The sequence below is a fragment of the Fulvivirga sp. M361 genome (genome assembly GCF_007097395.1).
Lineage (GTDB): Bacteria > Bacteroidota > Bacteroidia > Cytophagales > Cyclobacteriaceae > Fulvivirga.
Window position 1 is genome coordinate 57,990 of sequence record NZ_VKDC01000001.1, and the last position, 14,783, is coordinate 72,772.

12 protein-coding genes are annotated in these 14,783 nt (G+C 41.0%); 7 read left to right on the forward strand and 5 right to left on the reverse strand.

The window, feature by feature from the left end; genetic code table 11:
• The first annotated feature begins 26 nt into the window (after positions 1-26).
• On the forward strand, positions 27-2,063 hold the full coding sequence (locus FNH22_RS00260; protein WP_143396281.1) for a Cache 3/Cache 2 fusion domain-containing protein: 2,037 nt from the start codon (positions 27-29) through the stop codon (positions 2,061-2,063).
• 199 nt (positions 2,064-2,262) lie between these two features.
• Here the strand turns inward: FNH22_RS00260 and yiaA are convergent, their stop codons facing one another.
• Both yiaA and FNH22_RS00270 read right to left on the reverse strand, forming a co-directional pair.
• Complete coding sequence (yiaA, locus tag FNH22_RS00265; RefSeq protein WP_143396282.1) at positions 2,263-2,718, reverse strand: inner membrane protein YiaA; 456 nt, start codon at positions 2,716-2,718, stop codon at positions 2,263-2,265.
• A gap of 76 nt (positions 2,719-2,794) precedes the next feature.
• Complete coding sequence (locus FNH22_RS00270; RefSeq protein ID WP_143396283.1) at positions 2,795-3,364, reverse strand: Crp/Fnr family transcriptional regulator; 570 nt, start codon at positions 3,362-3,364, stop codon at positions 2,795-2,797.
• Positions 3,365-3,507: 143 nt separating this feature from the next.
• On the opposite strand from FNH22_RS00270, the gene FNH22_RS00275 reads away from it, so the two are divergent.
• Complete coding sequence (locus tag FNH22_RS00275; protein ID WP_185154016.1) at positions 3,508-4,083, forward strand: 2'-5' RNA ligase family protein; 576 nt, start codon at positions 3,508-3,510, stop codon at positions 4,081-4,083.
• 151 nt (positions 4,084-4,234) lie between these two features.
• Here FNH22_RS00275 and FNH22_RS00280 read toward each other — a convergent pair whose 3' ends face one another.
• Both FNH22_RS00280 and FNH22_RS00285 read right to left on the reverse strand, forming a co-directional pair.
• Complete coding sequence (locus FNH22_RS00280) at positions 4,235-6,247, reverse strand: PKD domain-containing protein (RefSeq protein ID WP_143396285.1); 2,013 nt, start codon at positions 6,245-6,247, stop codon at positions 4,235-4,237.
• A 164-nt stretch (positions 6,248-6,411) separates the two neighbouring features.
• On the reverse strand, positions 6,412-6,921 hold the full coding sequence (locus FNH22_RS00285; RefSeq protein ID WP_143396286.1) for an outer membrane protein: 510 nt from the start codon (positions 6,919-6,921) through the stop codon (positions 6,412-6,414).
• Positions 6,922-7,170: 249 nt separating this feature from the next.
• Here FNH22_RS00285 and FNH22_RS00290 point away from each other — a divergent pair, with 249 nt between their 5' ends.
• Both FNH22_RS00290 and FNH22_RS00295 read left to right on the forward strand, forming a co-directional pair.
• Positions 7,171-7,734 carry an RNA polymerase sigma factor gene (locus tag FNH22_RS00290; RefSeq protein WP_185154017.1) on the forward strand — a complete coding sequence of 188 codons (564 nt, stop codon included), beginning with the start codon at positions 7,171-7,173 and terminating at the stop codon, positions 7,732-7,734.
• A 7-nt stretch (positions 7,735-7,741) separates the two neighbouring features.
• Positions 7,742-8,455: a tol-pal system YbgF family protein gene (locus FNH22_RS00295; protein WP_143396288.1), complete on the forward strand. Its 714-nt coding sequence runs from the start codon at positions 7,742-7,744 to the stop codon at positions 8,453-8,455.
• Positions 8,456-8,876: 421 nt separating this feature from the next.
• Here FNH22_RS00295 and FNH22_RS00300 read toward each other — a convergent pair whose 3' ends face one another.
• The gene (locus FNH22_RS00300; protein WP_143396289.1) at positions 8,877-9,362 is read right to left on the reverse strand and encodes a DUF6702 family protein; all 486 of its coding nucleotides are present in this window, start codon (positions 9,360-9,362) and stop codon (positions 8,877-8,879) included.
• Positions 9,363-9,432: 70 nt separating this feature from the next.
• Here FNH22_RS00300 and FNH22_RS00305 point away from each other — a divergent pair, with 70 nt between their 5' ends.
• The 3 genes from FNH22_RS00305 (at position 9,433) to FNH22_RS00315 (ending at position 14,700) form a co-directional block, all read left to right on the forward strand.
• Positions 9,433-10,017 carry a HupE/UreJ family protein gene (locus FNH22_RS00305; RefSeq protein WP_143396290.1) on the forward strand — a complete coding sequence of 195 codons (585 nt, stop codon included), beginning with the start codon at positions 9,433-9,435 and terminating at the stop codon, positions 10,015-10,017.
• A 13-nt stretch (positions 10,018-10,030) separates the two neighbouring features.
• A complete protein-coding gene (locus tag FNH22_RS00310; RefSeq protein ID WP_143396291.1) occupies positions 10,031-12,259 on the forward strand; it encodes a M1 family metallopeptidase in 2,229 nt (742 codons plus the stop codon).
• Between the two features lie 224 nt (positions 12,260-12,483).
• On the forward strand, positions 12,484-14,700 hold the full coding sequence (locus tag FNH22_RS00315) for a M1 family metallopeptidase (RefSeq protein WP_143396292.1): 2,217 nt from the start codon (positions 12,484-12,486) through the stop codon (positions 14,698-14,700).
• The last annotated feature ends 83 nt before the right edge of the window (positions 14,701-14,783 follow it).

Consider the following 14,783-nt stretch of genomic DNA (forward strand, 5'->3'; position numbering starts at 1 on the left):
TATCGTTATTTTTTGAAGGTTATTTAATGAAAAGGTTTTTTGAAAATTTGAGCATCCACAGGAAGCTCTCTTTGCTCAATATTGTGATAATAACGGTGCTTTTATTAGCACTTACATTTGTCATTTTCTTTTACCAGCGAGCCACTATTCTTTCAGATAATGAGCAAAGAATGCAAAATTACCTGCAGGACCTGGAGAACTTGTTCGAATTACAGGTTTTTGAAAAACAGGTGCAGGTAAACCTTTCTCTTAACATGGCAAAGGAAATTGTATCCAATTACGGTAAATTGATACAGGTAGATAGTATTTCCGTTCCTTTTTCAGCGACAGATCAAACGTCAGGGAATACTGAAGAGATAATTCTCTCCGGTTGGCTATTGGGAGAAACCCCTTTACATAATGATTTTCAGTTAGTAGATAAAATCCAACAGGTCACGCAACAAACGTCCACCATTTTTCAGCGAATTGATAAAGGGTTTCTCAGGATCTCTACTAACGTGCTAAAGCTGGATGGCGAAAGAGCGGTAGGTACTTATATTCCCAATAGCTCGCCAGTTGTGAAGACCGTTCTGAAAGGTGAGACGTTCAGGGGACGGGCTTTTGTAGTAGACAGCTGGTATTTAACTGCTTACGACCCTATTATCATCAACGGAAAAGTAGCAGGCGCACTATACGTAGGGGTAACAGAGAAAAATATCGATTACCTGGAGAGTGAATTCCTTGAAAAAAGATATTTCGAAACAGGTTTTGCTTATGCGTTTTCCGGGAACGGGGAAATATACATACATCCCAGTCATAAAGACAAAAGCATTGCCGATACTGATTTTTTTAAGCAAATCGATGAAAAAGAAGAGGGCACATTCAATGGCTCCGTATTTCAAGACGGAGGTGAAAATATAGAACATTATTATAAATACCTTGCTGCTATCGATACGTATGTGGCTATCGCTGTCCCCAGAGAAGAATTGGTGGACGATCAAATACAAACCCAGCTTCTGATCACACTCATAGGAGCCTTAATAACCATTTTGATCGTCTCGATCTCTATCAACAAAGTGGCAAAACACATTATAATAACACCGCTGGTCACACTACAAACCGTATTAAATAAATTGGCGCATAGAGAAAAAACGGAGGCGCTTAGTACAACTTCGGATGACGAGATTGGTAAGATCAATACATCACTGAAAGAGGTGATAACAGGACTTGACAAGGCATCCGGCTTCGCAAAAGAAGTAGGAAAGGGAATATATGATTCGGATTTTGAGCCCCTGAGTAATGAAGATATCCTCGGGCATTCCCTCTTAGATATGAGAAACAATCTTGCCCAAGCCTCTGAAGAAGATAAAAAACGTAACTGGGCCAATGAAGGATATGCGAAATTTTTGGATATCCTTAGAAAGGAGCATGAAGACTTAAGTCAAATGTCGCAATCGGTGATAACAGCAATGATCGACTATATTGATGCAAACCAGGGGGCTGTTTATGTTAAAGAAGAAATCGAGGAGGGAAATAAGACCGTACTTAAGTTAGTAGCTGCCTATGCCTGGGACCGGGCAAAATTTCTTGATGACGAGTTTATAATAGATGAAAACTATGCGACTAACCTTACCGGCCAGACCTTCTTGGAAAAGAAAACTACTTTACTTCATGAGGTTCCAAATGATTACATCAAAATTGCCAGTGGATTAGGTGCTGCTAATCCCTCTAACCTGATATTAGTACCATTGATATTTAATGATGAGATCTTCGGGGTAATGGAAATTGCATCTTTCGGCAAATTTGAAGAGTATAAGATCGAGTTTATTGAAAGAGTAGCGGAGAGTTTAGCTTCTTCTATTTCATCCATGGGGATATCAGAAAAAACCAACCGATTATTGATAGACGCACAGCAACAATCGGAAGAATTACGCGCACAAGAAGAAGAAATGAGACAGAACTTTGAGGAGCTTTCCGCTACCCAGGAGGCCCAGGAGCGATACAAAAAGGAGATGGAACAGCGTGAAGCGGAACTGTTAAAAGAAATACAGGAACTTAAGCAACACGGTAATCATGAAACATGACAGCTTGAATAAGGACAGAAAACCAGCTGAGCACACAGTGGTTTTAAATAATCACTTCATCTGAGAACATGAACCCCTATGTAACCTAAGACCTTTGAATCTTCAAATTTATCTCCTCACCAAATCCTGTTAATTATTTATGAAATGCCGATACCCGGTCCGAAAACCAGGATATCGGCACCAAGACTTTTCCGACTTCTTATTTTTCAGCGAGTTTCATATCTCTTACATTCTTTTGCACCGCGATGGCCGAAAACATACTCAGAATATAGGACATGCTATAAAAGCCTTTTTCACTCAATGAAAGGTGTGCATTCCACAAGCCTATGATCAGTAACACGATGGCCGTGATAGTAGAAAACCAACTGAGCCCGTAATACACTTCCGTTACCGGTATTCCTTCCAGCTTATCCCGCACACTTTTTTGTACCGATACCACTGCAAATAACCCAAACAGCATAATGGTGAAGTAATATCCTTTTTCACTGAGAAGCATATCGGCATTCCAAAGCCCGATGAAATAGGCTGTAATGCCTGCAATCAAAGCTACCCAGGAAGCACCGATAAATGCGTTAGATGGTTTGGCAGCCGTCAAGCCTCCGGTCACAGGGTGTTTTTCCTCATGTTGCGATTCATTTTCCTTGATCTCGTTCATAGTCGTAAATTTTGATTACGATAACAAAGGTGAAGCAACCTCAGAAGATAAACATTTACATATGTAAAGAAATGAATTACTGCTTTTTAGCCCTTATCCGGCTAAGTTGTGTGGGTGTTATGCCTAAATAAGAGGCAACCTGGTATTGCGTTATTTGGTTTTCCAGGCCAGGATGTTCTTTTTGAAACAAGGCGTAACGTTCAGAAGCATCATTCATCACCAGTGAGATTTCTCTTTTTTCTTTTTTTACAAAAAAGTCCTCCGCCATGGTCCGGTTCAGCCGTTCAATTTTGGGATGTTCTTCGTATAGGTCAAGAATACTTTGAAAGTCCGCGTCTAACAGGCCACAGTCGGTAAGACACTCTATATTGATGTTGTTTTTTTCTTTAGTGATAAGCGAAGTATATGCCCCTACAATGGATGGCGTTGTGAAAAAGATCTTATTAAACTCTTCTCCCTCATGGTTTTGATAATACGCCCTCATCAGGCCGCTTTCGATAAAAGCCAGCTTCCTGGCCTCTTGCCCGGAACGGGCGTACAATTCATTTTTCTTTAAATGAATCGGTTTAAAAAGTTTCAAAAGCGCGTGAAGGGACGATTCGGGCACTTCGGTAAATTGTAATAGATAATTTATGAAAGATTGCATGTTGATGATAAGAATAAATAATAGCCAGGGTGAAATACAAACATATAATAGGTCGAAGTCTTATCCTCTTACATTAACCCCGGATCATTCTCCCTAAATTAAAAAACTGGTATGAATGAATAAGAATGGTTATCCTTGAAATCATGCATTCAACAAACCAGCCTGTTATTCACTTGTATTTCATTGCTATCATACCACCGGCACCGGTATTTACCTATGCACAAGAACTCAAAACGTATTTTGCAGATGTTTATAATAGTAGAGCGGCATTGAGGTCACCACCTCACATCACCTTACACATGCCCTTTCGATACAAACAAGAGAAAGAGAAAAAATTGATCCATGCCCTCGAAACGCTCTCTTCTGACATTCAGCCTTTCGATGTTAAGATCAACGGCTTTGGTGCCTTTCCTCCCAAAGTGATCTACCTGGATGTAGTAAGGGAGGATGCACTGGTACACCTGCAACATTCCGTCGGACAAATGATGAAGCAAACGCTCAATATCCACAACGTGAACTACAAAGACCAGGTATTTCACCCCCATCTTACCGTGGCTTTCCGTGACCTGCGCAAACCTCGCTTTTTGGAGGCCTGGGAAGAGTTTCGCAGCAAAGTATACAAAGAAGTATTTACTGCTGAGTCATTTTCTCTGCTTAAACATAACGGTAAGGACTGGGATGTTTTTCAACGTTTCAGGCTAAAAGAACCCAATGTCTGAGTAAAGAAAAAGGTCACCGTCATCCACCCGGTATATCCATTAATATTTTAAGCTCAATGAGAGCAATTAAAAAAATACAGATTGAAATAGCTGAATACACATCTTTCAGGCTATTTCAATCTGTATCAGCAAATAGTTTTTATTTAGGATATCAGTCTGTCAAAATATCCATTGCGGCATTACCTGTAAAAGTCAAGCCTGATTGTGTAAGATTACCGCCACTTTGTACCCGGATACCATTACCGCCACTTTTACTTAATTCGCTATTGGTAATGGTGAGGAGTCCTCCATTGGCAATTTCAATATTCGCTTTTCTGTTTGCACCGTCGAACCCTTCTTCACCTCCATTGGAGACCACCACGTTATCAAGTACATTACTCGCATTGTTAGACAAAAATCGCAACCCTTTCCAGTAGCCCACTACATCCTGTTCACCGGCAAATGTAATGGGTGCGGAAGCAGTACCATCTGCATTGAGTGACCCGTTAGCAGTTACCCGAATACCCCCGTTAGGCTGACCTATAAAATTGGTTCCGGCTTCTACTGTCACATCTGCGTCAATATCTTCCACGTTGTTCGCCATACGGTAAGGTACGTTCAATGCATTCCAGGTCACATTAGTGGTAACATCACTATTAGACCAGTAACTGTCAATATAATCATCATCGTTACCCGTGTAAGAAGAATTCCCATCAAAATAATGATAATGGTTTATCCTTGTCATGACAGGAGCCACATTATTCGTGAAGGTATTGTCTGCAAACTCCGGTAAGCTGGCTTCTAAGGTTCTTGTATAAAGTCCGTATCCTCCGCTCATGGTAGAAGTAGTGTTGGTGACCTTAACTCGACCGGAATTATCCACCATTATATTGCTTTTCAAATTTGCGCCGTCAAACCCTTCTTCGCCTCCATTAGAGATATTTACATAGGTCAACTCATTGTCAGTGGTATTTGACTCGAAAACAATGCCTTTCCAATAACCGCGAACGTTCTGCTCTCCTGAAAAGTCAATGGTGTTGACAGCTGTACCCACAGCTTTAAGTGAACCTCCCGCTACTACTTCTATTCCTCCATTCGTTTGGCCTAAGAACTCAGCTCCCGCAGCTATGGCAATATCGGACTCAATTTGTTCAACATTATTAGCCATTCGGTAAGGCACATTCAGTGCGTTCCACATCACATTTTCAGAAGTATTTTGATTCGACCAATAAGAATCAATATAATCATCCGCATTGCCTGTATAGTCAGAACCTGCGTCAAAGTAATGATAGTGGTTGATCCTGGTCATAACAGGGGCCTCATTTGCCGTAAAGGTATTGTTGGCAAAATCTGGAAGGGCCGATTCCAAACTTCTGGTGTACAAACCATATCCGGAGCCATTTGTAAAGTCCGAATTGGTTATTTTAACTTTTCCGGACTGTTGAACCATCAAATTGGACAATAAGTTTGCGCCATCAAATCCGGAACTACCCCCAAACTCTACAGTACAATAGGTCATTTCGTTTTGGGCTGCATTTGATTCTAATTCTATCCCTTTCCAGAACCCTTTAGTCGATTGTACTCCTGTGAAAACAATACCCTCTGCAGACGTACCAACGGCTACAAGAGATCCACTGGGACTGACGGACAATCCTTCATCATCTGCAAAAACGATACGAACACCTGGCTGAATGGTTAATACGGCATTTACCAGCACATCTGAAGAGGCTATATAATCCGGTAGCAGCGGGCTGGCAATACGATTTACCAATGTGGTGTTTGTGCTTATAGTGCCCCCTATTTCCTCCGGGGCCATACCCTGTTCTACCGTAACAATAACTTCATCTGAAGCCTGAGATCCGGCGTCGTTGGTAGCCGTTAGTCTAATGGTGTATTCGCCAATAGCATCTGGTATAAAAGTAGGATCTTCTAACAATGGAGATGCGATGATCGTTACACTTCCTGCAGGTCTGACCGTAATTTCCCACAAATAAATGATTGACCCACCCGCCGCATCAGTGGCTGTTCCATCAAGGCTTACTGTTTCACCCAGCGTAACGGTTTGGTCCGCACCAGCATTAACGGTGACACCAGGTGTCGAAGGCTCGTCATCATCCCCACAACCGGAAAAAGTCACCAGTCCTGCCATTAGGGCCAGGTTAAAAGCAATGGATATTATTTTCATGTGTTTCATAATTTTAAAAGTTAGTTTGGCTTGATACGCCCTGAAGATCCAGTCGTAATAAAGGGTCTGTTCTACCTTCTGTCCCGATCCTTTTATGGTTTGTTATACCATCCATCAGCACGTTATCAAACCGTGATAAAGAGTTAGTTTTTGTAGTAAAAAGATCAGTTGATATCAAACCTTACTCCGGCAGCTATGGCCAGCTGGTCTGCATCGCCAATAATATAGCGTAACTCTCCAAATGGAGTGACGGAACCGCCCAATGGAAAGTCTGCACCGGCCCCTATATTCAGGCCCACTTCCGTAGAAGTCTCTTTTTCAGTTTCAAAGCCCAGGAAAGAAACAGAGGGTACTGTGAGAAATGCGAAATTCAGTCCTCCCAGTGCATAGGGGCGTACCTCGCTGTCGAGTTCAAAATAGTAGTTCACGTTTGCATTGAACTCAAACCATTTAAGGTCAAAGCCAGGAACCACTTCCTTTGGAAAGTAATAATAAAAAGAAGGAGCAATAGCCAGATTTTCTTTTATAAAATACTGCCCGTCCAGGTGCAAGCCTATATTTTCTATTTCCGTTCCATAGGCAAACCCGCCCCCCACCGTGATATCCTGAGCGCAAAGACCTCCAAAGGCAACAAATGAGATAATGAGAGTAGTTGTTAAAAATTTAATCTTCATATGTGATTGTGTTTTTGGTTAATTTGGCCTTAATGCCCTCATTTTTTTAATTGTAAACTTTGTTATGATTTTTTATTTCAGCGACCTGGGTCAGCTGTGGTAGTGGCCGGTTACTCGATCCACCTTTGAGGGTATTTAGTTACCAGGAAGCTGTAACTCTGATAATAATCTTTTGGCAGTTACTTTTGGCCTCATTATCTTGCCCATGTTTACCTATTTATATTTAAGTGTATAAAGCACGAATTACGATTGGAGAAGTCAGGAAGTGATTTTTTTGAAAGGCTGAAAAAAGGAGATGAAAGCGCTTTGATCAGCATTTACGAAACCTATAGGGGGGAATTCTTTCAATGGTGCATGTCCGGTTTCAGCGCTGATGAAGATGAAGCAGCGGACATTTTTCAGGAAAGTGTAGTAGCCCTATATTATAATGTGAGAAATGGACGTTTAACGGAACTTTCCAGTACATTAAAAACGTATTTATTTGCGATCGGTAAAAACATTGCCTTGAAAAAGCTTAAAAAGGACGCCAAAATGATTGTTAACGACGAGTTGTTAGAAATAAACAGCGGATTGGTAACGGAGGACCTTTTTGAAAAAACAGAACAACAAAAAGTAATAGCAGAATTGTTAAATGAAATGGGTGACCCCTGCAAATCAATTTTAACGCTATTTTACTTTGATCGTTTTGCCATGGACGCCATTGCCTCTCGTTTGGGATACAAAAATGAGCATGTAGTTAAATCACAAAAATTAAGGTGCTTTAAACATCTGAAAAAACTGGTGTTAGAACGATACAATCAGGACGAAATATAGTGAACTAATGGATCAACTTGACGAACATGAAGAATTGTTTGACCGGTATCTTTTAGGCCATATGACCGATGAAGAGCGTACAGCTTTTATTCAGAAATTAGAGGGTGATAGAGCATTAAACGAGGAGTTCAATACCTACCAAATAATCTATGAAGGCATCACTCAGGCAGGGTCAACGGGGCTCAAAGAGAAGCTCCAAAAAAGAGAAGAAATACTAAGATCAGGTAGTAAAAAAGCTACTACTCCTTTTTTTTGGAAAGTGGCCGCTGCAGTGGCTGTTATTGCTGTAACGGGTTTTTTAATCTGGTCTGTGATACGACCTGTGGATTATCAAGGTATTTACACTTACCTGTATGAACCTTACCCAAATATTATCAATCCTGTGGACAGGTCTTCTGCTTCTATTGAAGACATATACCAGGCTTATGAGCGTGGAAAATATCATGAAGTAATAGCAGAGCTAAGAAAACAGGATCATTCGGACACTTCTCATTTTTACCTGGGTCAGGCCTATCTGGCAACGGGTCAGATTGATCTCGCCATAAGTTCACTGGGTAACGTGCCGGAAACCTCCCGTTTTTCTGAGCCCGCCCAGTGGTATAAGGCCCTGGCCTATTTAACCAAAGAAGATAGTGAAAAACTAAAAACAGTTCTGGAAGAAATCAAAACAAGCGGCGGAAGTTACAGTAAGCGCGCTTCACGACTGCTGGATGAATTATAGCGCTAATCTTTTTCAGTTATATCCAGACTTCCGGTCACCACACTCTTAAGACAGTAATTAGGGCTCTCTCGAAAATTCCATTTTCAAGGTTTGTTTCTGGGTGCTGGTCACTGGGCCACTGGCAATACAGCGCACAATTTATTGATTATCATCATATTACAAATACACTTGAAAAATGATATTGCTCAGTCGCTTATTGCAAATCAGACCGTGATAGAAAACAAAAACCTCGAAAATGGTATAATACCAATGATTTTGAGGTTCAAAACACCCAAACCTCCCATAAAAAGGTGCATTTAAACGTCAAAAACACATTTTTTGAGCTAAAACTATTTTTCATGAGTGGTCTAATTAAGCAGTACCATCATACCATGTAGCTCTTCTCAGACAGTTAATCACAGGCCTTTGAGCGTATGGTGATTTAGTATTTGAGTTCATCCTGAACCTTGCCCGGCACAAGTTTCATGCTGTTCTTTTTTTTATTCGCATTAATGTGTACAATATTTATCTGGTCATTGTAAACATTGGTCAATATTTCATTTCTTACTTTCAGCGAACTTAATGATTCCACTTCGGGTATTTCAACATAGCAGAACAATGCCGGCCATTCCTCTTCATATCCCAAATAATTGAATGAGACCGGCTTACCATTCACCTCAAAAGATAATCTTTTCATCAGGTAGTCGCTTACCATCTGATCTGTTGTAAGGCCATTGGATGGCTCAAAAAGATCTAAATTGCGATCATTTCTATCGTTACTGATCTCCATCTCCAGATCATCAATAAAGACCCTTTGTACAATTTCCAAAGTGGCTGACTCCTGGTCGTACTCGATCTCACAAACACTAACATGCAATGGATGGGTGAATAAACAAGGGTAAACCACTAAAATCAAAAACCTTAACATTGATATAATATCTTAAGCTCTAGGTCAAAATTATACATTATAATTGTGGACTTTAAAAAGTTCATGACATATGTCAGAGTTCAGTTTGTATTTCCAACTTGGTTTAGAACATATCCTTGATCCAAAAGGGTATGATCACATATTATTCGTCATTGCCTTATGCGCAATATATGTACCAAGAGATTGGAAAAAGGTTCTAGTATTAGTTACTGCTTTCACTATTGGTCATTCTATCACACTGGCATTAGCAACGTTGCAGCTTATCAGTTTTAAAACTGAAGTGATTGAATTTCTAATACCTACCACCATTTTAATCACATCCCTTTCTAACCTAGTGCGTAAAGAAAAAAACTTAAGCAGAGGTAAAGTCCAGATCAATTATGTACTGGCTGTCGTTTTCGGATTGGTACATGGCCTTGGATTTTCTTCTTTCTTAAGGGGTATTCTCGGCAAAGATCAAAGCATTTTTACCCAGTTATTGGCTTTCAACGTTGGCCTGGAAATTGGCCAAATAATTATTGTGACCCTGTTTATGGTCATGTCATTTATCACTGTAGACCTCTTTGGATTAGGTCGGAGAGACTGGAAGATGATCATTTCATCCGCGGTGGGAGGTATCGCTCTCACAATTATGTTAGAAAATAAATATTGGTAACTGTCCACAAATTATGAAGAAGAACATCCTAATCTTAATAGCCTCATTTGCTGCTTATGTAGCAATAGCCCAGGAAACGCAATGGCAAGGCAAATTCGAGCAACTGGGAACGGATCTGCCTACTCCCAATGAATACCGTACCGGTAGTGGTGCCCCGGGAAGGGCGTACTGGCAGCAAAAGGCTGATTATGACATGGAAATTGTGCTTGACGATAAAAAGCAGAGCCTTTCAGGAAAAGAAACCATCACCTATTTCAATAATGCTCCGGACGCACTGAGCTATTTATGGGTACAACTTGACCAAAACGTAAGGGAAAAAGAAACTAACACCCTAAAAACACAGTCCACTGCCTTAAGGGATTCACTACCCGCTAAAGCCGCCGCCCAGGCACTGGGCGTTACAGATTACGACGGCGGCTTCAAAATCAAATCCGTTACAGATGCCACTGGCAAAGCGCTTCCTTATGTGATCAACAAAACTATGATGCGCATAGACCTGGAGAAACCTTTAAAAACAGGTGAAAACGTACAATTCGGTATAGAATGGTCCTTTAATATCAATGACCGAATGGAATTGGGAGGCCGGGGAGGAATGGAATATTTCCCAAAGGATGACAATTATTTATATACTATAGCCCAGTTCTATCCAAGAATGGCGGTTTATGATGACTATGAAGGATGGCAAAATAAGCAATTCCTTGGCAGGGGTGAGTTTGCACTTTCTTTTGGAGACTTTAAAGTAAAAATTACCGTACCGGCAGATCACATTGTAGCTTCTACAGGCACCCTTCAGAACCCGAAAGATGTACTCACTAAAACACAACAAGAACGACTGGCTACAGCTCGAAAAACATTTGATAAGCCAGTGATCATTGCTACACAAGAGGAAGCAATAGAAAGAGAAAAGTCAAAATCCGATCAACTTAAAACCTGGGTTTATCATGCCGAACAGGTAAGAGATTTTGCATTTGCATCTTCAAGAAAGTTTATTTGGGATGCACAAGCGGTTAAATTAGGTACTACCACTCCCATGGCAATGTCATATTATCCTAAAGAAGGAAACCCACTTTGGGAAGAGGAGTCTACCAAAGCAGTGAAAAACACACTGGAAGTCTATTCTAAATATACCATTGATTACCCGTACCCGAAAGCTATCTCCGTTCATGCTGCCAGCATCGGAATGGAGTACCCTATGATCTGTTTCAACTTTGGACGGCCTAACGAAGACGGCACCTATTCTAACCGTACTAAATACAGAATGATCGGTGTGATCATACATGAAGTAGGCCATAATTTCTTCCCTATGATCATCAACTCGGATGAGCGTCAGTGGACCTGGATGGATGAAGGCCTGAACACATACATCCAATACCGAACGGAGAAAGAGAATTATGAAAACTTCCCGTCACGCAGGGGCCCCGCACCTTTAATTGTGCCTTACATGAAAATGCAAAGAGACCAGATCCGTCCTATCATGACCAATTCCGAGCAGATCATGCAGTTTGGTTGGAACGCTTATGCCAAACCAGCAGCAGCGCTCAATATTCTAAGAGAAACCGTAATGGGCCCTGAACTTTTCGATAAAGCATTTAAAGAATACGCGCGGCGTTGGGCATTTAAACACCCAAAACCAGCTGACTTTTTCCGTACCATGGAAGATGCATCTGCTGTAGACCTGGATTGGTTTTGGAAAGGATGGTTTTACACTGTAGACCATGTGGATGTGGGTATCGAAGAGGTGAAATGGTTCAAAATGCGATCAGAAGAACTCAGTATTGAGAACAAGGGTAAAAAAACCAAAAAAGGAGATCTGAGTGCCAGTTCGGAAAACAATGAAATGATGGATTTTAGCAACGGTCCAGAACCCTTCTCATTGGTAGACACTGACCCCAGGTACTACGGTGAGTTTAAAAACAGGGTGGACGATAAGGCTATTATGGCAAAATTTGAAAACAAAAATTTCTACCAGGTGAAATTTGAAAACAAGGGTGGATTAGTAACTCCTGTTATTGTAGAATTTACCTTTAAAGACGGTAGTACGCAAGTGGAAAAAATACCTGCCGAGATATGGAGGCTCAATGAAAAAGAGGTTACCAAAGTTTTCGCCTTTGACAAAGAAGTTACCAATATAGTCTTTGATCCTAACAAAGAGACCGCAGATACGAACGAGGATGACAATGTGTTTCCACGAAAAAAAGGGGACTCAAAATTTGACCAGTTCAAAAAGAAATCTGGAAAATAAGCGATCCGGTGGCCCGCTAAGCCATCTGATAAATCTATAATACAATTAAAGAGACACTATTTTTTGTGTCCGCCCGTTAAGAAAAAGGGAACTCGTGTAGGGTTCCCTTTTTACTTTCGCTGTGCCTAATAACCATTAGCATAGCTGTAAGTGGCTTTATGTAATAAAGAGTTACCCCCAGTAGATAAGTTATTAGATTAGTAATTATCTTAAAATGTAATTCAATGAAAAAAATCTTGTCCGCTTCCTTTTTGCTCATCTTTTTTTCCCAGACCAGTTTTTCGCAACAATGGGGAGGAAAGTTTGAACAGTTAGGAAACACGTTGCCTTCACCCAATTCTTATCGCACCGGCTCGGGTGCACCGGGTGTGAACTATTGGCAGCAAAGAGCTGATTACAACATAGAAGTAGAGATCAATGATAATACACAGGTATTAACAGGTAACGAGACCATCACCTATTATAATCAGTCTCCCGATCAGTTAAGGTATTTATGGGTGCAATTAGATCAAAATGTACGAGCAAAAGGTAATTTGAATGATCAAACCGGTAACAGTGCAATTCAGGACTCAGTCCCTGCTAAATTTTTTGAATCACAACTGGGTGAACTCGATTATGACGGTGGCTACAAGATAACAAAAGTGGCTGACAGTCAAGGCAAGGCGCTACCCCATACTATTAACCGTACCATGATGAGGATTGATCTGCCAAAGCCACTGGACCCGGGACAACAGGTATCCTTTACCATAGAATGGTCTTACAATATGTATGATCGGATGCAGATCAGTGGACGTGGAGGCTATGAATATTTTCCTGAGGACGGCAATTATGCTTACACATGTACGCAGTGGTTTCCTCGTATGGCGGTTTATGATGACTATGAAGGATGGCAAAATAAGCAATTTATAGGTCGGGGTGAGTTTGCTTTGGTTTTTGGTAATTATGAAGTAGAAATCACTGTGCCGGCCGACCATATCGTAGCGGCCACCGGAGAGCTGCAAAATGCTAAGCAAGTGTTATCAAAAACACAGATCGAGCGTTTTGAAAAAGCCAGAAAAACATTTGATGCTCCCGTATTTATTGTCACTCAGCAAGAGGCCGAAAAGAATGAAAAGTCCAGGTCAAAAAAGAAGAGTACATGGAAGTTCAAAGCTACCAACGTAAGGGATTTTGCTTTCACCTCATCCAGAAAATACATATGGGATGCACAGGCGGTGAAACTTCCGACTACCACCCCACTGGCCATGTCTTTTTATCCAAAAGAAGGTAATCCACTTTGGGCAGATGAATCTACAAAAGCCATAAAAAATACCCTGGAAGTATATTCAGCCCGCACATTTGATTACCCCTACCCGGTAGCCATATCCGTGCACGCTGCTAACCAGGGAATGGAATATCCTATGATATGCTTTAACTACGGACGTCCGAGAAATGGTAAAGTCACCAGACGCCTGGTGGACGGAATGGTTAGTGTGATTGTTCATGAAGTAGGTCATAACTATTTTCCTATGATCGTGAATTCCGACGAACGTCAGTGGACCTGGATGGACGAAGGACTTAATACCTTTCTTGAACGTGAGACAAAGTTAGAAAGGTATCCGGACCTGAACCATCTATGGGGCAGTCCAAAAGGTATGTTGCCCTATATGAAAATGGAAAAATCCAAGATCAGACCCATTATGACCAATTCCGAGCAAGTAAAACAATTTGGATATAATGCCTATGGAAAACCCTCCGCCGCATTAACACTACTTCGCGAAACTGTAATGGGTCCTGAGTTATTTGACAAGGCTTTTAAAGAATATGCCACCCGCTGGATGTTCAAACACCCTAAACCTGCAGACTTCTTCCGTACAATGGAGGACGCTTCAGGTATGGACCTTGACTGGTTTTGGAGAGGATGGTTCTATACCGTGGACCATGTGGATGTGGCCCTGGATGAGGTAAAATGGTTTAAAATGAGAAAGGAAACACCTGACGTTGAAAACAAAGGTAAAAATGTACAGCAGGGTGATCTAAGCTCATCCACAGCAAAAGGTGAGAAAGCTTCAGACTTTGGTGCAGGTCCGGAACCATTTTCCCTCACAGACACGGAGGCTCGTTATTACGGAGAATTCAAGAATAGAGTTAATGATAAGGCCATTGCAGCCAAATTTGATGATAAAAATTTCTATCAGCTTAAATTTAAGAATGAAGGTGGACTGGTATCACCTCTCATTATAGAATTTACCTTTACTGATGGGAGCAAGCAATTGGAGCATATTCCTGCTGAAATATGGCGTTACAATGAAAAAGAAGTTACCAAGGTATTCGCTTTTGAAAAACAAGTAAGCAACATCATGTTGGACCCCAATGAAAAGACGGCTGATACGAATCCGGAGGATAACGTATTCCCCAGGCAAATGGTGAAGTCCAGGTTTGATGAATTCAAAAGCAAGTAATACACAAAAGGCTAACCTTTAGCAGGTTAGCCTTTTCAACATCACGCTCCAACAATAACAAGTTATCTAATCAAAATAATACT